This is a genomic window from Acinetobacter sp. YH1901141 (assembly GCF_013416935.1).
In the GTDB taxonomy this organism is placed as follows: Bacteria; Pseudomonadota; Gammaproteobacteria; order Pseudomonadales; family Moraxellaceae; genus Acinetobacter; species Acinetobacter towneri.
This window is the reverse complement of the sequence record NZ_VPEY01000002.1, coordinates 25,015-45,680: the sequence shown is the minus strand read 5'-3', so window position 1 is coordinate 45,680 and position 20,666 is coordinate 25,015. Positions and strand designations below refer to the sequence as shown.

Annotated in this window: 19 protein-coding genes; 8 read left to right on the top strand and 11 right to left on the bottom strand. The window is 41.7% G+C overall.

Translation table 11 applies throughout. The features are described 5' to 3' along the window. Positions 1-71 precede the first annotated feature (71 nt). Both hemB and thiO read left to right on the top strand, forming a co-directional pair. A complete protein-coding gene (gene hemB, locus FTV52_RS01730; protein WP_004975342.1) occupies positions 72-1,085 on the top strand; it encodes a porphobilinogen synthase in 1,014 nt (337 codons plus the stop codon). A 13-nt stretch (positions 1,086-1,098) separates the two neighbouring features. Next, positions 1,099-2,217 (top strand): glycine oxidase ThiO, encoded by a 1,119-nt coding sequence (gene thiO, locus FTV52_RS01725; RefSeq protein ID WP_004975341.1) that lies wholly within the window; start codon positions 1,099-1,101, stop codon positions 2,215-2,217. A 20-nt stretch (positions 2,218-2,237) separates the two neighbouring features. On the opposite strand, the gene FTV52_RS01720 is transcribed toward thiO, so the two are convergent. Together FTV52_RS01720 and FTV52_RS01715 are read right to left on the bottom strand one after the other, a co-directional pair. Continuing rightward, complete coding sequence (locus FTV52_RS01720; RefSeq protein ID WP_096902271.1) at positions 2,238-3,155, bottom strand: TIGR01777 family oxidoreductase; 918 nt, start codon at positions 3,153-3,155, stop codon at positions 2,238-2,240. Positions 3,156-3,291: 136 nt separating this feature from the next. Beyond that, the gene (locus FTV52_RS01715; RefSeq protein ID WP_004975337.1) at positions 3,292-3,738 is read right to left on the bottom strand and encodes an ABZJ_00895 family protein; all 447 of its coding nucleotides are present in this window, start codon (positions 3,736-3,738) and stop codon (positions 3,292-3,294) included. 481 nt (positions 3,739-4,219) lie between these two features. Between FTV52_RS01715 and FTV52_RS01710 the strand changes: the two genes are divergently transcribed. From FTV52_RS01710 to FTV52_RS01700, 3 genes are all read left to right on the top strand, one after another. Further along, entirely contained in the window at positions 4,220-5,470 is a 1,251-nt protein-coding gene (locus FTV52_RS01710) for an exonuclease SbcCD subunit D C-terminal domain-containing protein (protein WP_004975334.1), read from the top strand. A gap of 9 nt (positions 5,471-5,479) precedes the next feature. Then, on the top strand, positions 5,480-9,091 hold the full coding sequence (locus tag FTV52_RS01705; protein ID WP_179989618.1) for an AAA family ATPase: 3,612 nt from the start codon (positions 5,480-5,482) through the stop codon (positions 9,089-9,091). A 139-nt stretch (positions 9,092-9,230) separates the two neighbouring features. Beyond that, positions 9,231-9,506, top strand: coding sequence for a hypothetical protein (locus tag FTV52_RS01700; RefSeq protein WP_004975329.1), 276 nt, complete (start codon positions 9,231-9,233; stop codon positions 9,504-9,506). A 360-nt stretch (positions 9,507-9,866) separates the two neighbouring features. Here the strand turns inward: FTV52_RS01700 and FTV52_RS01695 are convergent, their stop codons facing one another. Continuing rightward, positions 9,867-10,556 carry a YggS family pyridoxal phosphate-dependent enzyme gene (locus tag FTV52_RS01695; protein WP_131261727.1) on the bottom strand — a complete coding sequence of 230 codons (690 nt, stop codon included), beginning with the start codon at positions 10,554-10,556 and terminating at the stop codon, positions 9,867-9,869. A 124-nt stretch (positions 10,557-10,680) separates the two neighbouring features. Between FTV52_RS01695 and FTV52_RS01690 the strand changes: the two genes are divergently transcribed. Continuing rightward, positions 10,681-11,718, top strand: coding sequence for a type IV pilus twitching motility protein PilT (locus FTV52_RS01690; protein ID WP_179989617.1), 1,038 nt, complete (start codon positions 10,681-10,683; stop codon positions 11,716-11,718). Positions 11,719-11,739: 21 nt separating this feature from the next. Further along, positions 11,740-12,858: a PilT/PilU family type 4a pilus ATPase gene (locus FTV52_RS01685; protein ID WP_179989614.1), complete on the top strand. Its 1,119-nt coding sequence runs from the start codon at positions 11,740-11,742 to the stop codon at positions 12,856-12,858. Between the two features lie 72 nt (positions 12,859-12,930). Here the strand turns inward: FTV52_RS01685 and fur are convergent, their stop codons facing one another. Then, positions 12,931-13,368, bottom strand: a complete 438-nt coding sequence (fur, locus tag FTV52_RS01680) for a ferric iron uptake transcriptional regulator (protein ID WP_004975325.1) — start codon at positions 13,366-13,368, stop codon at positions 12,931-12,933. Positions 13,369-13,486: 118 nt separating this feature from the next. Here fur and FTV52_RS01675 point away from each other — a divergent pair, with 118 nt between their 5' ends. Next, complete coding sequence (locus FTV52_RS01675; protein ID WP_004975323.1) at positions 13,487-13,885, top strand: outer membrane protein assembly factor BamE; 399 nt, start codon at positions 13,487-13,489, stop codon at positions 13,883-13,885. A gap of 56 nt (positions 13,886-13,941) precedes the next feature. Here FTV52_RS01675 and FTV52_RS01670 read toward each other — a convergent pair whose 3' ends face one another. The 7 genes from FTV52_RS01670 to FTV52_RS01640 form a co-directional block, all read right to left on the bottom strand. After that, positions 13,942-14,262 carry an RnfH family protein gene (locus FTV52_RS01670; protein ID WP_004975319.1) on the bottom strand — a complete coding sequence of 107 codons (321 nt, stop codon included), beginning with the start codon at positions 14,260-14,262 and terminating at the stop codon, positions 13,942-13,944. Continuing rightward, on the bottom strand, positions 14,259-15,344 hold the full coding sequence (locus tag FTV52_RS01665; RefSeq protein WP_004975316.1) for a hypothetical protein: 1,086 nt from the start codon (positions 15,342-15,344) through the stop codon (positions 14,259-14,261). The genes FTV52_RS01670 and FTV52_RS01665 overlap by 4 nt, the downstream gene beginning before the upstream one ends. 145 nt (positions 15,345-15,489) lie before the next feature. Then, positions 15,490-15,945: a bacteriohemerythrin gene (locus FTV52_RS01660; RefSeq protein ID WP_154320417.1), complete on the bottom strand. Its 456-nt coding sequence runs from the start codon at positions 15,943-15,945 to the stop codon at positions 15,490-15,492. A gap of 263 nt (positions 15,946-16,208) precedes the next feature. Continuing rightward, positions 16,209-17,057: a class II glutamine amidotransferase gene (locus tag FTV52_RS01655; RefSeq protein WP_004975313.1), complete on the bottom strand. Its 849-nt coding sequence runs from the start codon at positions 17,055-17,057 to the stop codon at positions 16,209-16,211. 149 nt (positions 17,058-17,206) lie between these two features. Further along, positions 17,207-18,007 carry a GNAT family N-acetyltransferase gene (locus FTV52_RS01650; protein WP_168710353.1) on the bottom strand — a complete coding sequence of 267 codons (801 nt, stop codon included), beginning with the start codon at positions 18,005-18,007 and terminating at the stop codon, positions 17,207-17,209. Positions 18,008-18,216: 209 nt separating this feature from the next. Then, the gene (gene argB, locus FTV52_RS01645; RefSeq protein WP_179989612.1) at positions 18,217-19,122 is read right to left on the bottom strand and encodes an acetylglutamate kinase; all 906 of its coding nucleotides are present in this window, start codon (positions 19,120-19,122) and stop codon (positions 18,217-18,219) included. 10 nt (positions 19,123-19,132) lie between these two features. Further along, positions 19,133-20,575: a phosphomannomutase/phosphoglucomutase gene (locus FTV52_RS01640; RefSeq protein ID WP_179989610.1), complete on the bottom strand. Its 1,443-nt coding sequence runs from the start codon at positions 20,573-20,575 to the stop codon at positions 19,133-19,135. Between the last annotated feature and the right edge of the window lie 91 nt (positions 20,576-20,666).

Sequence of the window (20,666 nt, the reverse complement as noted above, 5' to 3'; positions counted from 1 at the left end):
CAATGTATGCCCAAATGAAATTTAAGGGGCTACAATAGTCGTCTAGTTTAATACTGATCAGTGAGATTTTTATGACCTATACGTTCAATCGCCCTGCATTTCCTGCCACTCGTATGCGTCGTATCCGTAAAAATGATCAATTACGCGCCATGGTTCGCGAAACTCACTTAACCACAGATCACTTGATTTATCCTGTATTTGTTTTACCGGGACAAAATCAAACCCAAGATATTCCAAGCATGCCAAATATTCAGCGTTTATCGGCAGACTTATTACTCAAAAAAGCCGAGCGTTTAATGCAGTTGGGCGTGTCTAAACTGGCATTATTTCCAGTCACACCACAAGAAGACAAAAGCCTGACCGCAGAAGCAGCATGGCGTGAAGATGGCTTGGTGCAAAACACACTACGCCTGCTGAAAAAAGAATTGCCAGAGATGGTACTTATTACCGATGGCGCACTCGACCCGTACACCACTCATGGTCAAGATGGCATTATTGATGACACAGGCTATGTCCTGAATGATGAAACGGTTGAATGTCTAATTAAACAGGCGTTAAGCCATGCCGAAGCGGGTGCAGATGTGGTTGCGCCAAGTGACATGATGGATGGCCGTATTGGTGCGATTCGTCAGGCGTTGGAAAGCAACGGGCATATCTATACCTCTATCATGGCTTATTCAGCCAAATATGCCTCTAGCTTTTACGGTCCTTTCCGTGATGCAGTCGGTTCTGCCAGCAACCTAAAAGGCGGCAACAAATACAATTATCAAATGGATATTGGCAACCGTGCCGAAGCCTTGCATGAAATTGCACTGGATATTCAAGAAGGTGCAGACATGGTGATTGTAAAACCAGGCATGCCTTATTTAGACATTGTACGTGAAGTGAAAGATAACTTTGGTGTGCCAACCTTTGTCTATCAAGTGAGTGGTGAATACGCCATGCTTGCTGCCGCGATTCAAAATGGCTGGTTGTCGGACAGTGTGATTATTGAATCGCTAATGAGTTGCCGCCGTGCAGGTGCAGATGGTATTTGGACATATTTTGCCGAAGAAGCAGCACTCAAACTTAAAGATATGGCATAAACAGGCGACTTTCATGCACATCGCAATCATTGGTGCAGGCATCAGCGGTTTGTTGTCTGCACTCGAACTGGTAGAGCAGGGCTGCTCTATCAGTATTTTTGATCAACAACAAGCAGCACAAGCGGCATCATGGGCAGGTGGTGGAATTCTTTCTCCCATGTATCCGTGGCGTTATCCTCAAGCGGTCAATGACTTAGCCCAATTTGCCAAACCGCAGTACCAAGCATGGAATGAAAAACTCAAACCTATTACAGGCATTGATTTTGAAATCCATGAAACAGGCATGTTGATTTTTGATGAAGATGATTTTGAGATTGGTATAAATTATGCCGAACGTCATCATGAACCGATGCAGCAAGCTGAATGTCTGAATCGGGAACAGCTCGAACAAATTAACCCGCATATCCACCCCAAATTTAAACAAGCCCTGTATTTCTCACAACTTGCCAATGTGCGCAATCCGCGTTTATTACAATCGCTCACGCAATATTTGAAACAACATCCGCGCGTGCGATTTTTTGAACACTGCCCAATTCAGCAATTTCAGATCACTGAAGATCGTATTCAAGCCATTCAATCTGCCGATGGTCGCTTGCATCGTGCAGATCATATCGTGCTTGCGACAGGTGCATGGTCACAGCACTGGGCGGCACAACTGGGTTTAGAGATTCCTGTACAGCCTGTACAAGGGCAAATTGTGTTATTTAAAACCCCTGCACAATGGTTGCCAAGCATGTGCATGAACAAGGTGATGTACTTGATTCCACGTCAAGATGGGCATGTGCTATGCGGTTCCAGTATGCGTCACGTTGGTTTTGACACCACACCAAACCCGCAAACCCAACAAGATATTTTAACGGCTTGTTTTGAAATGGTGCCTGAATTGGCACAGTTCCCCATTGTGAAACAATGGGCTGGTTTACGTCCAGGCTCGCCTACAGGTGTGCCGTATATCGGCAAAGTGCCAAGCCTAAATAATGTATGGATGAATTTCGGACACTTCCGTAATGGCTTATGTATGGGCACTGCTTCAGCGCAGTTATTAAGACAGCTCATGCTTGGGCAAGAAACGATTGTTGATCCTGCCGCTTATGATCCAAAGCAGTTACAGCCCACCTCAATCTGTGCATAACACTCAGCATCATCCTCTGTTTAAGTAGAGGATGATGCACCCAGACAAGCCGCTAGCGCCTGTTCAAGTTTTGGATATTGAAAGCAATAGCCTGCTTGTTCTAACGCTTGTGGTTTAACATATTGCCCATTCAGCACCAATTGCGATTGCTCGCCCAATAACCAACGCAAGACAAAAGCAGGTAACACCAAAAATGGACGACGTTTTAAAAGCCGAGCTGCGGTTTCGGCAAAGTCTTGCTGACTGGTTTTTTCAGGTGCAACCACATTCAAAATTTTGGCGTCTACAGGTTGCGTCATTAACCAGTGAATGGCCTGTAAAACATCTTGTATATGCACCCATGCAACAGGCTGCCGTCCATGCCCAATCCGCCCGACGGCATTTAAACGAATTGGTAATAACATTTGCGGTAAAATGCCACCACCGCGCCCAAACACCACGCCCAAGCGCATAATTTTAGTATTTTGCTGGCTGAAGCTTAACGCAGCCTGTTCCCATTGCTGGCACAACTGCGACATAAAAATATCTTGTGCTGCACTGTGTTCGGTACATACTGCTGACCATTGTTCCTGCGGGTCAATTCCGTAATACCCCACTGCCGAGCCTGAAATAATACACTTGGGGAAAATACGGCGCTTTTCAAGATATTGATATAAGTGCAGTGTGGTCTGAACTCGACTATCAAGCAATTTTTGTTTGCGTGCTGCTGTCCATCTGCCCTGCCCAATACTTTCTCCCGCCAAATTAATCACATAATCAATTTGGTCGGTGTCGAGTTCATCTAACTGCTGAATCCAGCGTAATTGTGGATGTTTGGATACTCGATTGGGCTGTCGGGTTAGCCCCACCACCCGATAATCCTGTTGCAATAAAAACGGCAACAATTGTGAACCAATAAAACCACTTGCCCCTGTTACCAGTACCAAAGGTTTATGCATCTTCCAATCTCAGCATGATGAAAAATATAGTTTTAGCTATACGTGATTTAGACTGAATGTTCAAGTCTGAGCAAATCATCATCACATAACTGATCATGTATATTTGAGGAAAATCAGATATTAACAACTTCTTTTATCAGCCAAACATTTTAACTGCCATACGCTGTGCCTGTTTACCATAAAACCAATAGGTCAGCAGATACAATGGAATTGCGATCAACAAGAACATGATCACCACCACACTCATAAATTGCGGCTGTTGCAAATACTGTAAAAAATCTTGCCAAATGCTTGGGTTTTGGCGAGAAAATATCGCCAAACCTAATAATAAAAACGCCAAGTTATAGCCCCAAAAAATCAGGCTAAATCCTAAAGTAAATGTCTTGCGTTCCTTGTCATTCGGCGCACGGCGTTGTTGTTTTAAAAACTTATACAGCACTAAAATCATGGCAACCAAATAAGGCACCGCAGTTAAAATCCCGCCTACACCCGCAGGTAATAATGCAGCCAATACGCCACAAATACAGGTCATCACAAAGCAATACAAGAAAAACCAGATAAAATAACGGCTTAGCGATACCATAAAGATGACTCAGACAAAAGATTCAGCCTAGTATAAAAAAAATTGATTTTTTTTTCATGAAATTGTCAACCGAATACAAAAGCCTGACGTTATATAGGCTACAAGGTCACAACAACCGTTAATGTGTATGGCATCCACAATATTTTCGGTGACCTGACTAAAGCAATAAATCGCATACAGTCATGCTTTGAACAGCAGCCAAAGCTTTACTGTATCGCAAGTTTTTCTTTGACCGACGATTTCATCATCACTCGAATCGTCGGTCTTTATTTTTTAAGGTCTTTTTTTAGCCTTTCTAACATCAGTATTTTAACTCTCTATATTTTTCTATACAGATCACGACAGATTTTACTTTCCCTTCTCTTTAAAATCTCTGCGACCTAAATTGTCGCTTTAAAAGCAGAAAACTGGTTTTTTGCCGCAGTGTTGCGCTCAGTTATGTTAAGTTATCCCATAATTCAACATCAAGATTGGAACACGCATGGCTGTTCATTTTTTACATACGTCTGATTGGCATTTGGGGCAATTTTTCCATCACCATGAACGTGAATATGAACATACTGAATTTTTAAATTGGCTCTTAACTCAAATTAAAAGCAAACAGCCGAATGCCCTGCTCATAGCAGGCGATATTTTTGATGTGGTCAATCCTGCTTCGAGCGCTCAGAAACAACTCTATCAATTCCTTACCGATGCGCATGTGCTTGCTCCACACATGCAAACCTTAATGATTGCAGGCAATCATGACTCTGGGTATCGCATTGAGCAAGTTGAACCCTTTTTAGACCGCTTCAACGCCAAAGCTGTGGGCGTGATTGGTAAAACAGCCGAGCAAAAATTAGATTTAGATAAACTCCTAGTGCCTATTTATGACGCTGCGCAAAATATTGTGGCATGGTGTCTGACCCTGCCCTATTTACGCAGTGCAGAAATTACAGGTTTAAATGAACATAGCAGTGACAATCAATCTGCGGTTGCTTACTTACATCAACAACTGATTGCAGAAGCCAAAGCCCGTAAACAACCCGATCAAGCCCTGATTTTAATGTCACATGCACACATGCAAGGTGGCGAAACTTCCGACTCAGAACGCCCAATTGTAGTGGGGAATGAAGAAGCCTTATCGACTGCGCTGTTTGATGAGGTGATTGACTATGTCGCACTCGGACACTTACACAAACCACAACAGGTCGGACAGCCACACATTCGCTATAGCGGCTCACCCATCCCTTTATCATTTAGCGAGCTGAATTATAAACACCAAGTCCTTGAAGTTAGGATTGATCCATTACAGGCAGATGCACAGCGTTTCCAATATGAAAGCTTGCTTATTCCACGTACGGTAGAGCTGCTTCGGATTCGCTGTGAACTTTCTGAATTAATCACCGAACTGAATAAATTGCCAAAAGATGAAATTGCAGAAGTTTGCGCACGGCATTTTTTAGAAATTGAATATATCAGCGATGCCCCGCCACCCATTGATTTACGCCAACAAATTGAACAAGCACTGCCTGCCAACCGCTATCGTTTACTGCGCATTGCACGACGCTTTCAAAACTGTGAAAACTCGAACGTGCAACAATCAAAAATTGATTTAGAGCCGCCTACGCCTGAAAAATTATTTTTAGATTTATGGGAAAAAATGGGCTATCAACCTGACCCAGAAGTGAGCCAAGATTTTTTACAGCTTTTGACCGAAGCCCAACAAGAACTTGATCAGAATAAAGCTTAAGGATTTGCCATGAAAATTTTACGTTTAAGTTTAAATAATTTGGCATCTTTGGCAGGCACGCATGTCATCAATTTTGAAGATGAGCCACTGGCACAGGCAGGTTTAATTGCAATTACGGGCAAAACTGGTGCAGGCAAATCGACTTTGCTGGATGCCATGTGTTTGGCACTTTATGACGAAATTCCACGTTTGAGAGGTGCTACAGGCAGTCTGACCGATACCGCAGGCAAAGAAATTTCCTTAAAAGATTCTAAACATATTTTACGTCGTGGTACGACTTCTGGCTTTGCAGAACTTGAATTTATCGCGCTTGATCAAAAACGCTATTCGGCACGTTGGCAAATTCGCCGTGCACATAACAAAGTGGATGGAAACTTAAAAGTTGAACGTGCCATTACCTGCCTAGATGAGCAACGGGTTTTAAATCAAAAAATTTCTGAAGCTACGCCGATTGTAGAACAACTGATTGGTCTTAGTTTTGAGCAATTCACACGCGCAGTATTATTGGCACAATCGGAAGTTGGGGCATTTTTAAAAGCCAAAGACCATGAACGGGCAGATTTACTTGAATATTTAACCAATTCGCAAATTTTTACCGAAGTCAGTAAACGTGCAGCCGTTAAATTTAGTGAAATTAAACAAAAGCGAACAGATCTTGAAAATGTCATGGGGCATGTGGTGCTCCTCAGCGATGAAACACTAAAAGACTTAGAAACCCAACAACATGACCTAAGTCAACAATTAGCTTTGCTGACCCAAACCGAAAAACTGTATGAAAATGATGTGAAATGGCACAAAGATTGCCATGAACTCTATGCCAGCACCCAAGCTAAAAAAGAAATATATGATGTTCAAGTCGATGCCGATCTTAAACTCGCCTCTCAAAAACAATTGCTCAAACATTTAGATGAATTTCAAACCATCCGCGAGCAATTTGTCTTGCGTCAGCAAGCAGATACCGAGCTAAAAAATCTGAATCAGCAGCTTTTGAAATTTGAACCAAACTTGCAACAAGCGGAATACGCACAACAGCAAGCGATTAGTCAGCAACAGCAAGCGGAAAAAGACCTTCAGGCATGGCAGCAGCATGTTGAACAATTGAAACCACAACTTGAAATTGCGGCACAGTTACAACATGAAATTTCTAGCAAACTTCAACAATATACCGCTTTGGATGCTGCACAAAAATTATTTGCAGAGCAGCAAATTCAGCCTGTGCAAAATAATTTGAAGCAACTGACGACTCAACTTGCAACCGAGCAACAACAACAGCAACATTTACAACAGCAATTCAAACAGACTGCGGCATGGGCAAATTTTGATGATAATTTAGCCCTTACGTTGCAACGTCTGCAAGATTATTTGCAGCTTGAACAGCAACTACGTCAGCAAAACCCTACGCTGTTCCAATCTGCATTAGATACTTTAATTGAGCAACAACAACATACACAGCAACAACTGTTGGTTTGGGAAAAACAATATCAACATCCTGAACAACTTGAGCAGCAACTCACGGCAGAGCAACAGCAATTACAACATGCTTTAAAGAGTGTGCATGTTTTAGAGCGCTTGCAACAGGCACTTGAACAATGGCAACAACAGACCACCCTATTTGAGCAGTTACAACAGCGTCAGCAAGAAACTTTAAGTCTGCAACAGCAGACACAGACTCAAATTCAAACCCAACAGCAGCAAGTGCAAATTACTGAACAAGCCTTGCAACAATTACAGCAGATCTTTGAACAGCAGCGTTTATTGCAGCATCAAAGTGTGCAGGATTTACGTGCCCAATTAAAACCGAATGAAGCCTGTATGGTCTGCGGCAGCCATGAACATCCGTTTATCCAGCATGAAAATTTACTCAGTGACGCTTTAAACCAATTGCAGGATCAGCAATTGCAGCAGGCCAAAACTGAATTTGAGCATGCGCAAAAACAGCTACAACAATTGGAGCGTGCTCGCAGTCAATACGATGCAACTTATCATCAACAACAACAACGCAGTCTTGAACTGCAACAGCAACTTGAACAACAACAGACATTGGTGCAACAGCTTGCAACATCCTTATCTTTAGATTTGGATGCAGCGCTGCCTGTTGCAAAGCAAATTGAACACGTACAGCAACATTGGGCAACAACACATCAATCCACTCAACACTTGCAGCAGAGTATTCAACAAGCAAACGATACCCTGAAACAATGGCGCAATGCTGCACAGCAGGCAGAACAACTCAAATATGCTATTCAACAACGCCAAGACCTCGCTCAGCGTTTACAGCCTATATTGTCGCTTTTAGATGCAGAACAAAGACACGCTTGGCTCAATCAACCGATTGAATACTATCAAAATGCCTTACAACAGTTAGAGCAACGTCATCACTTGCAGCAGCAGCAAGTTCAACTGAGCAAAACGATTGAACAACTGACTCAACAACAGCAGCAAGTGCAAGAAAAGTTGCTATTTTTACAACAGCAACATGCAGAGAAAACCCTACAACTGCAGCAGATTAAAACTGCAGGAAGTGAGCTGCGTGATCAAATTAAGCAGCTTACAAGAACTCATGCGGGATGTGAATATCAGACCTATCAAGAATGGCAGCAGGCTTTAGATCAGCAACAACAGCAACTCAATCTTGCACTTAGCACACAACGAACTGTACTTAATCAAGCAGAACAGGTGTTAAAAGACTTACAACTGCAAAAACATGGTTTGGATAGTAGAATTCAACAGCGCATGCAGCAACACACTGAATGTCAGCAACACATTGCAACGTGGCAAGCGACACACACGCATTTTCAAGCCAGCATCATTGATAAATGTTTACAGATTTCTTATGCCGAACATCAGCAAATACGCAACATGCTGCAGCAACAACAAAACAGTTTGGAGAGTGCTAAAACGGCTTGGCAAACATTGGAAGAGCAATATCAAAAACACTTAAAGCAACAGCCACAACTGAGTTTTGACGAGGTCACCACGCAACTGGCAGCGCTGCAAACAGACAAAGCCAAACAACAGCAAAACTATAATGAGATTGAGGCACAGCTACGCCTGAATAGCACCAATCAAGGGATTTTTGCTACCTATCAAACTCAAATTGAAAGTATCAAAGCTGAAGAATACCGCTGGGGACGTATTTACGATTTAATTGGGCATAAAGAAGGTACGAAATTTAAGAAAATTGCCCAAGAACATCACTTGGATATTTTGGTGGAATACGCCAATCAGCAATTGCTACCACTGAGTTCGCGTTATCAATTGCATCGTATTCCTGACAGTTTGGGGTTAGCGATTATTGATTTAGATATGAACAGTGAAATTCGCCCTGTTCTGTCTTTATCGGGTGGCGAAACCTTTTTGGTTTCTTTAGCTTTGGCACTAGCAATTGCCAATATGGCATCTGGCTCAATGAAACTGGAATCGCTATTTATTGATGAAGGCTTTGGCACTCTCGACCCGACTTCCTTGCACATGGTGATGAATGCCTTAGACCATCTGCAAAGTCAGGGACGTAAAGTGGTGCTGATTTCGCATATTCAGGAAATGCACGAACGAATTTCTGTGCAAATTCAAGTCAAACCAGTGGGTGCAGGGGCAAGTGAAGTCAATGTGGTGGGTTAAAGCCAATACTGCCTAAAATCTGAAGATTATTTGTCGATTGAAGAATTATTGAGATGACTGTGAGATTTCAGATTTTAGGCTTCCATGAAGTTGTATTGAATTTATTTTAAAATCACCCACACTTTAAGTACTTAATTTTATGGATATAAAAACGATTATTCTCTTTGCTGTATTGCCCAGTTTAAGTATTATTTTTCTCACATGGTTAATACGTTTCCCTAAACCTTGGGTTTTTAAAGCGGTTTTAATTTTTGAAATCATTCTCACCGTCTGCACTTTAGTCATTGAGTTGGATGCAAGAAAAACACCTGGAAATAGCGGTTGGACCATCATTTTCACAGGCTTCTTTCAGTTCTGTTTTCTGCTATTTTTACTGATTGCCCGTATTCGAATCTGGATAGAAAATAAATCTTGAATGTCTACTTCACCTATTTACTGGACGGAAGTGGCGCTTTCTAAAAATAGTGAAGGTCATTAAAAATAATCTACACAAGCCAAAACTTTGACAGCTTTACAGTATACATAACTAAAAAAGCCTCGACATCCTGTCGAGGCTTTCTAGATTCAGTTTTTGGTATAACTCCTGTCGTACCAAGCACTTCCGTGTTGTTCTATTTCTTATTCTTCTTATTTAGGAAACTCCCTGTTTCCCGATAAGTTCATATTAAGAAAATCCAACCTTCAGCACTAGCCGCAAAATTCCGCATTTCATGTCAGCCAAAACGTACAAGATAATGTTTGCAAAATCTTGGCAGATTCTTTGTTCATCTAGCAATTAAGCCTTGGAATAGTCACGTGCGCCAAACAATGCTGTACCAATCCGTACCATAGTTGAACCTGCTGCAATTGCGGCATTTAAATCGCCCGACATCCCCATACTCAAAGTATCCCAATCTTCAGGTTGTGCATGTTGTGCTTTCACTGCATCAAACAATTGTTTGGCATCTTGAAAAGCTTGAGGATGATCAGGTGCAGGAATCACCATCAAACCGCGTAGTTTTAAATGCGGTAATTGGCTGATCTGTCGGACTAATTCTGCAACTTCGCTCGGCTGACAACCATCCTTCGTGTCTTGCGCATCAATATTTACTTGTAAACAAATATTCAGGGGCACTTGTTGAGCATCGCGCTGATTCGATAAACGCTCGGCAATAATCAAACGATCTACCCCATGCACCCATGCAAATTTTTCTGCCAAATGTTTGGTTTTATTGCGCTGCACATGCCCAATAAAGTGCCATTCAATTTCTAAATCACTCAGGGCCTGCATTTTATCCAAAGCTTCTTGCAAATAATTTTCGCCAAAAGCGCGCTGCCCTGTCGCATACATTTCACGCAAGGCTTCACTCGGATGAGTCTTAGACACTGCCAACAATTGCACCGTATTTGGCTCGCGCTGTGCCAACTGGCATGCCTGTTGAATTTGTTGCAAAACCTGAGTGCGCATAAGCTGCAGATTATTCATTGATGCATTTCTCATTTCATTCATCTTTTTTTACCTTGTCCAGCAACTAACAGTTGGTTAAGCTGATGGAAAGCCGTATTATTCTATCAAAATAATTAAGATTTAATTGATCTCGGGGACTTTCATGGATATTACAGAATTATTGGCGTTCTCCGCTAAAAACGGCGCTTCGGATTTACACTTATCTGCGGGCATGCCACCACTGATTCGTGTGGATGGTGAAGTTCGTCGAATTAACTTACCAGCATTAGAACATAAAGAAGTACACAAATTAGTGTACGACATTATGAATGATAAACAACGTCGTGATTATGAAGAAAATCTAGAAACGGACTTTTCTTTTGAAGTCCCAGGCGTGGCTCGTTTCCGTGTGAACGCATTTAACCAAAACCGTGGTGCAGGTGCAGTATTCCGTACCATTCCTTCTAAAGTTTTGACCCTTGAAGATTTAGGCATGGGACAAATCTTTAAAGATATTTGTGAATATCCACGTGGTTTGGTATTGGTGACAGGCCCAACGGGTTCAGGTAAATCAACCACACTTGCCGCGATGATTGACTTTATTAATGACAATCGCTACGACCATATTCTGACCGTCGAAGACCCAATCGAATTTGTACACCAATCTAAAAAATGTTTGGTTAACCAACGAGAAGTACACCGTGATACGCATGGCTTTAACGAAGCATTACGTTCGGCACTGCGTGAAGACCCTGACATTATTCTAGTGGGTGAGATGCGTGACTTAGAAACCATTCGTTTGGCACTGACTGCTGCTGAAACGGGTCACTTGGTATTTGGTACGCTACACACCACCTCTGCAGCAAAAACCATTGACCGTGTGATTGACGTATTCCCTGCCGAAGAAAAAGACATGGTACGTGCCATGTTGTCTGAATCTTTACAAGCCGTCATTTCACAATCCCTGCTCAAGAAAAATGGTGGTGGTCGTGTAGCTGCGCATGAAATCATGATTGGTATTCCTGCAGTGCGTAACCTGATTCGTGAAAACAAAGTAGCTCAAATGTACTCGGCAATTCAGACTGGTACCAACTACGGTATGACCACCCTTGACCAGAGTTTGAAAAACTTGGTATCGCGCGGTGTGATTAGCCCACAAACGGCTCGTACGGTTGCAAAACAGCCTGAATCATTCTTATAAGTTTAAAATTCGAGATACGCGATGGACTTTAATGATTTACTGAATTTAATGATTCAGCAAAAAGCGTCTGACTTGTTTATTACAGCCGATGTTGAACCTTCCATGAAAATTCATGGACAAATTGTGCCTGTAGCCAAAAGTAAACTTACAGGTGAAATTGTCGGTCAGCTGCTTAACTCAATTATGAGTGAAAAACAGCGCAAGGAATTTGCCGAAACCCGTGAATGTAACTTTGCGATTACCAACAGTGAAAAAACAGCACGTTTCCGTGTCAGCGCATTCCAACAACGTGATGAGCCGGGCATGGTACTCCGTCGGATTGAAACCAAAATCCCGACCATGGATGACTTGAAACTGCCACCTATTCTTAAAGATTTGGCGATGACCAAACGTGGCATCATCATTTTTGTAGGCGCAACGGGTACAGGTAAATCGACTTCTTTGGCATCTATTATTGGTTACCGCAACCAAAACTCTAAAGGTCATATCATCACCATTGAAGACCCGATTGAATTTGTGCATGAACATGCGGGCTGTATTATTACCCAACGTGAAGTCGGGATTGATACCGACTCCTTTGAAATCGCATTAAAAAATACCTTGCGTCAAGCGCCTGATGTGATTCTGATTGGTGAGATTCGTTCCCGCGAAACCATGGATTATGCAATTGCCTTTGCCGAAACAGGTCACTTGGTATTTGCCACCCTACACGCCAACAACGCTAACCAAGCAATTGACCGTATTATTCACTTCTTTGAAGCAGACCGTCATAACCAGTTGTTCATGGATTTATCGCTAAACCTGAAAGCGATTGTGGCACAGCAGTTAATTCCAACCATTGATGGCAACTCACGTCGTGCTGCGATTGAAATTTTAATTAACTCACCACTGATTGCAGATTTAATCCGTAAAGGTGATGTGCACGAAATTAAAGACCTGATGAAGCGTTCACGTGAGTTGGGTATGCAAACCTTTGACCAAGCTTTATACGACCTCTATAAAGCCAAGCAAATTAGCTACAAAGATGCACTTAAACACGCCGACTCGCCAAACGATTTGCGTCTACAAATCAAACTTGCAGAAGAAGGTGGCGAGCGCTTGTTACATGCAACTTCGAATATTACCTTCGATGGGCAATAACTTCGCAACAATGCTTAAACACAAACAAAATAGGCTTCCATACGGAAGCCTATTTTTTATGCTTACAGCAAATTATTTCTTGCGTAAGGCTTCACGACATTCTGGCGCATCACAATAACCATATAAATTCAGCGAGTGCCCTGTGAGCTCAAAACCAAATTTCTCTGCCACATCATGCTGTTCTTTTTCAATGGTATCGTTAATAAATTCAACCACTTTGCTACAGTTCAAGCAAACCAAGTGGTCGTGGTGATCTTCCTGCATAATTTCAAACACAGAATGATTGTTCTCAAAATTATGACGCTCAATAATGCCTGCAGCTTCAAACTGTGTTAACACACGATACACAGTTGCTAAACCCACATCTTCACCCTGATCGAGTAAAGTTTTGTAGATATCTTCTGCACTTAAATGATGTTGTTTTGAATTTTCTAATAATTCTAAGATTTTAATTCGTGGAAGGGTAACTTTAAGTCCAGCTTTGCGTAATTCTTGATTTGAAATAGGCATGAAAAAAGGTCTCTCAACAAAATTAAAGTTGGAATATGCAACAAAGTTAAGATGCAGTATGATCTAACACTGGATCAAGATCAAATGCATCATAATTAATTTGGGATAGTGTAGCAAAATGCAAAAAATCATGTTGACGTTATTGGTCACTTCACTGCTCGCAGGCTGTTCGACCTTGGGCGTTTATAAAGTCGATATTCCACAGGGTACACCTTTAACCCAAGCTCAAGCGTCTAAAGTCCAAGTCGGTATGAGTCATCAACAAGTCCGCTTTTTGCTGGGCAGTCCTACCATCGCCGACCCGATGAATCCATTACGTTGGGACTACATTTACAACTATATCCCAGGAACTTATGCTAAAAAAGCCAAGATCCCTGCCGCGCATGGTCAGCATTTGAAAATCTTTTTCAATCAAAATGGTATTGTAGAAAAAGTTGAAGGATTGGAAACGATTCCAGAATCTCAACCAGGCCTACCAGGATCGAAAGAAGCGATTCTCAACGCGCCACCACTATAGCCGCTTTAGAATAAAAAGAAACCCCTCACTGAAATTCATCTGAGGGGTTTTTTAAATCATTGCAATTGTCTCAAGCGATTGCTTTTGGCATAACGCCCTACTGGGTTCTTTGCGGCACGTTTACGACGAATATCTTTCGGGTTAATGGTCAAAGCACGATAAATCTCAACCCTATCACCTGCTTGTAATACATGCTGCGGCTCAACCCGTACACCAAAAATACCCAGCATCAACGGTTCAGGTAAAGTCGTTGCTGTCACAAGTCCACTCTGCTGAATTGCATCCAGTACAGTCATGCCCTGCTGAAATGCGACAGCCACATGCCATTGTTGTTCGGGTGTGGCATACGCCACCCAAACCTGCGCCATTTGACTCATGCGATCCACTGTCCAATTAACGCCACCATCGCCACTACGATAGATACAGGTAACACCACACGTACCGCAATACGCCAAATGTTATAAAAGGCTTCACTGCTAAAGTTCATGGCTTTACGCAAATGGCTGATTTTCATAATCCAGCCTGCAAAAATAGCGTAAATCAAACAAATAACTAAGCCCCAAAGCAATAAGGCAAAATTAAATACAGGACTAATGGCAGGAATTGCCCAAGCCAAAGTTGCTGCAATCAATACAACCCACTGAATCGCAACCACCATTTGACGTTGTGCCAATTGTTCACGTGCCAATTGTAATAAAACCGCTGCTGCTGCAACAGTTGCCACCACCAAAGCCAATGCTGGAATTTGTGCTTGCACGGCAAAGAATGCAAAAGCAACGACTGCCAATAGCTGAGCAATCCAAATTGGCAATACCGTTGAAGTTGCTGCAGATTGTTGCTGTACTTGCGGCAAACTAGTTTGCCAGTACAAGCCCATGCCTAAACCACTGGCCACCAAAGCCAAAACGGTTGCACTGCCCCATTCGCTAAACTCAATTGAGGTGACTTGCCATGCAGGGAGTTCTGAACCCATCACCATCGATAAAACCAAAGCCGCCACAACAGCAACAGCGGTACATAGCAATAAAATTTGACGCGGCACTAATGACAATGCCAGTGCGAAAATAGCCACAATCACAAACAAGACATGACTAGCCAAGTCTGCAGCGGCATATTGATTTAAAATTTGCGCAGCATTAGACAACAAACCGCCTGCTAAAAATGGAATGAACACCACTGCAAGCCAGCCCACCAAACGCCATTTTTGAGAAGCATCGGCATCACGGGTTAAACTTAAAAGTGCTTGTAATGCTGTCGTTTTTGAGCGTTTGGCTAAGGCAATTTCCAAATAAGTAATCGGTAATGCCAAAATCAGCATGGTTGCTAACCACAACAACCAAAAGTCGAGCTGACGCTCAACCTGAATACCTGTCATTGGTGCGAGTGTGGCAATAATAATGAATGATAAACCAAATGCCATCAGCGGCGATAACCATCGTGACATAGCATTGTCCTGCATGACGCTGTCCTAATAAAAATCTACGGCTATTTTGCCTTTGTCATCAAGGAAAAGCAAAACCTCAAAAAAGAAAAAGCAAATTATCGTTAGACAGTTTGCTGCGCAAATTTATAATTTTTATTCTTTCATTTTTATGGCTTCAGACTTATGAGAAGAAACGAGCGAACCAGCCTTTACCTTTCTTCTTCTCATTTTCCTTAATAATACCCATCATATTCTCTTTCACTGCACCGACATAATCGGCGTCATCGTGTTGAATATGATTAATTAACCATTTTGATAAAACTTCATGCAATTCGCCTTCAATGGATTGTCCCATTTCAAAACGATCACGATAAAACTCAATTTTTTTAATGAATAAATCATGTACACGTTTATGTGGTACGCGGTATTTATAACCCGCTTCTTCTTGTAATGATTCTTCAAACGTAAAATGCGACTGGGTGTAATCAATAATATTATCTAAAATCTGCTTTACACGTGCTCGATCTGTACCATCGCTAATTTCAACAATTTCATTAATATAATCGAGGATACGTTTATGCTGATCGTCAATCACATCGATACCAGTGTTGTATTCTGGAACCCATTTCATCTTCATACGACCACCTTACAGAAATAAATGATTAATCACATTGCGGAATGGTAGCCGTATTTCCCATAAATAAAAATGAAGCGAATTGGTAGGGATTGGTTTAAATCGCACAAAAACAACACAAGACATTGATTTAAATAAATTTTAACAAAAATACCCGACTAAAAGAATCAATTATTAATTAACCAATTTATACATTTTCATTCTTGATTTAATTGAATTATACAATAATAAAATGAATATTTTTCAACCACACATACCCGTATAAATTAGTATTGATCCGCTTTGGTGATCCGTCTTAATTCAGGATTTAAACGCTCACGTTCCAAACGCGCAATATGTGTCATTTGGGTTTTAATTGGGCGTCCATGTTGAAATAAAATCATTTCACCTGGCTGAAATGCTGTCCATGTTTCATTTTGAGTCAAGGGTTCAGTGGTAATCACTGCCACACAATCCTCTGCTGTGGTGACTTGGCTAAAATCAACCTCAACATCTAAATCAATTAATTGTGCAGGCTGAAATGGATAAGCACGCACCAACCAATGTAATTTGGTCACCGCATAACTAAATAATGCCTGACCATTGGACAAACAAAAATTAAAAGTGCCATGTTCTGCAATTTTAGGAGAAATTTCGGCTAACAAGTCAAAAATTTGCGTCAGGCTCGGTTCATCATAACCAAAATGATTTACCAATTGATCTAACAAATAACAAAATGCACGTTCACTGTCGGTATTGCCCACAGGGGTAAAACGACCTGATAAACGTGGATGAAAGTCATGTAAATCACCATTATGGGCAAAAATCCACTGGCGTCCCCACAACTCACGACTAAACGGATGTGAATTTTCTAAATTAATTTTGCCTTGTGTCGCTTTACGAATATGGGCAATCACATTACGCGATTTGATGGGATAGTTACGGATCAATTCTGCAATGGGTGACTCCACTGCAGACTGGTTATCGACAAATAAACGGCAAGCTTTATCTTCAAAAAAAGCAATGCCAAAGCCATCAGAATGATCTGAGGTGATTCCTGCGCGCTGCGAAAATCCCCGAAATGAAAAGGTAATATCGGTAGGTGTCGCACAATTCATTCCAAGCAACTGACACATAAGGCCTTATCTTTATACAAATAATGAAATTATCTGATTATTGTGCATCAGCCATGTGGATAATTCAAATCTGAAAAATATAAATAGATTTCTACAGTACCACTTCATAGATATGCAGTGCTGTAGAAATCTCTGCTTAATTATTCTAGTTAAGATGCTTTCACTTTCTTTTGGCGAATAAAATGTTTCGCCATTTGTTTCACATCTAACAAAACAAAATAATCTAGACAGTTAAACTCACGGTCATAAAATGCTTGCTCAGACAGCTTAGCATTCATTTTCAGATAAACATCAAACAGTTTAGGTATTCGTTCATCTTGGCTAAAGCTATGACTTGGACAACTTGGCTCAAACGGCTGCTGTGACTGAATATCGCAGCGTTGATTTTCTGCCAATTGTTGAATCGCTTGATGGGTATGATACGCGCGTGCTTCATTACCTTCCAAACGAATACTGACACAGCCAATCATGTGTTTGGCACGCATTTCCCATAACACTTTAGGCACTAAATTCAGCCATAAAATAGAGAGTGTTTTGCCTGAACGATAACGTGGATGCACACAAGTACGCCCCATTTCGACAATATTCGAGAGATGCCCTAACTCATCTATAATTTTAAACTCGTGCGCACTATAACTGTTGGCTAGCTCATGCCCTTGCCAAAGTTTTAAACGAGTATAAGCAACAATTTCACCCGTAGATTTATCTCTGAGTACGGCGTGTTCACAGCCAAAATCGTACAAGTCCTGATCTAAAGCCGATTCAAATTCAATGCCAAATTGCTTGGAAAATTGCTGTGCACGAAAGCGCTGTACTTCTTGTAGTTGCTTTAAATTTTCAACCCATTCAAACGCATATTGCGTAGCTTTGCTGTTTTTTTTCTGTGCTTTACCCACTTTAACCATAGGAAAGCTAAACTGCTGACGATACTGATTTAATTTTTGTAGCATCATAGATACCTCATGTTTTCTCCTACACTAGGACAGCAGCATGACACTATGATGACCGCGATTTTAGCGACTACAATTTTAAGATTGCAGGATAGGTGCAAAGCAATTTCAAGGATGCTGAATCAACAAAATTTCAGTTTCTTGCCGTAAATTTGACATAAAAAAGAGCTTCAATTGTGAAGCTCTTTTAGGGATCATCTTATAGAGTTTTATTTACGCGTTTGGACACGGTTGGTAATTAATGTTCCCACACCATGATCAGTAAAGATTTCCAATAAAGTAGCATGTGGCACACGACCATCTACAATATGTGCACTGATTACACCGCCTTTAACTGCATCCAATGCACAACCCACTTTTGGAATCATGCCACCGTAAATCACGCCTGTATCAATTAAACGATCTACTTCCTGCGTAGTCAAACCAGTTAACAGGTTTTTATTTTCGTCTAATACACCCGTAATATTGGTCAGCAAAATTAACTTTTCCGCACCCAATGCTTCGGCAACTTTACCTGCGACTAAATCGGCATTAATGTTATAGGTATTGCCTGCATCATCGACACCTAAAGGTGCAATCACTGGAATAAAGTCGCTGCTGGTAAACATTTCCAACACGTCGGTTTTGACACCCACCACTTCACCCACCAAACCAAGGTCAATTTGTTGTAGTTCGCCTGTTTCAGTAGTTTTTTGCATCAATAATTTTTGTGCGCGAATCAAGTTACCATCTTTACCCGTCAAACCAATGGCACGACCGCCATGTTGGTTAATCAGATTGACGATAGATTTGTTAACGCTACCACCCAAGACCATTTCTACGACTTCCATAGTCGTAGGATCGGTGACACGCATGCCATCAATACGGTCAGACTCACGTCCCAATTGCTTGAGCATAGAATCCACTTGTGGGCCACCGCCATGCACCACAATCGGGTTTAAGCCTACAGTCTTTAACAACACGATATCACGAGCAAAAGAACTTTCCAGCTCAGGGTCGGTCATGGCATTGCCGCCATATTTCACAACAAGGGTCTTGCCCGCAAAACGTTGAATATACGGCAAAGCTTCAGTCAAAATTTGCGCTTTGTCGATACCAGTCTGTTGATGTGGCATTCGCCTCTCCTTATTGAGCATCTAAAATGTCTTGGGCGATTTCAGGGTATCGCTCACTTAACATGGAAACAAATGTATCGCGAATATCATTCAGTCGTGATGGATTATCGGCATCAAAACGCACCGTAAAATATTCGCCTGTATTGGATGCTCGAATAATGCCAAATCCATCTTCAAAATCAAGTCTTACACCATCTATTTTACTTAATTCTGCACCACTGCGATGGCTAGAACTTTCAACATCATTTAAAACCGCACTCGGTTCAATATTCCGTGTGCTGATATACGTGTCTTCAGTGCAGCAACGCTCAGGGTATTTCTGCATCAATGCCGAAAGGCTGCTGTAATTACTGTGGCTTAAATATTCCAACACGCGCAGCGCTGCGTAAATACCATCGTCATAGCCAAAACCACGTCCATCATTGAATACATAATGTCCTGCGTATTCGCCACCGAACACAGCCTTGCCTTGCGACTGCGCCAAATAACGCCGCAAGAAGGTACTGCCCGAGCGAATCATCACCGCTTCGCCACCCAAATCACGCACGGTATTGCGCACCATAGTGGAGCATTTTACATCAAACACCACTTGATGCTGAGGATGAGTTTTTAAACACATTTCTGCAAATAAAGACAGCAAACGATCTGCTGAAAGCACATTGGCATGTTCATCCAAGAGGACGACACGATCACCATCGCCATCTAAAGCAATGCCAATGTCCGCCTGATGTTCACGCACCGCAGCTTTTAAATGTTGTAAGTGTTTTTCTTGTGATGGATCGGGTGCATGTTCTGGAAAATGACCATTGGCTTCGCAGCGTAAAGCAATCACCTCACAGCCCATTTTTTGCAAAACCAAAGCAGCGCAATGACCTGCCGAACCATACATCCCATCTAAAACCACTTTAAAAGTGCCTGCCAGTTGAATATCGTTCAACATTGCCTGCTGATATTGCTGACACGCATCTTCAATAAATTCATGTGAAATATTAGTGGCGTGTTGTGAGGCGATGGATGGTGCTGCATCGGTATTTAAATAATATGGCGCTGCATCGTGTGCCACGTGTTGAATCATTTCAGGGGTTGGCGGTTCGCCCTGCACAATCCATTTAATGCCGTTGTCTGATTTTGGATTATGACTGGCCGTAAGCATAATGCCATTGCCTGCCGTGTGTCGTGCCATAAAATACAACATCGGGCTAGAACAACAACCCACCATCGTCACTTGAAATTGATGGGCAAGAAAGACTTGGCGCATAATTTCAGCATAAGCGGGGCTATTTAAACGCGCATCATAACCAATACTAATTTGAGTTTGCTTTTCTTGTTGATATTGTTGCACCAATCCTTGTGCAATCGCGTTTATCAATTTCACAGTCAGCACAGTTTCTTTACCACGAATGTCGTAAGCGCGAAAAATATGCTGAGGAAAAAGTGTTTGTGGATTGTTCATAGGCTTACAACTACAAAGATGAGCCAACATAAAGTGAATAAATCTTGGCTCGAGATATTTTGAAAATTCTAATTAGATTTTTTAATAGATG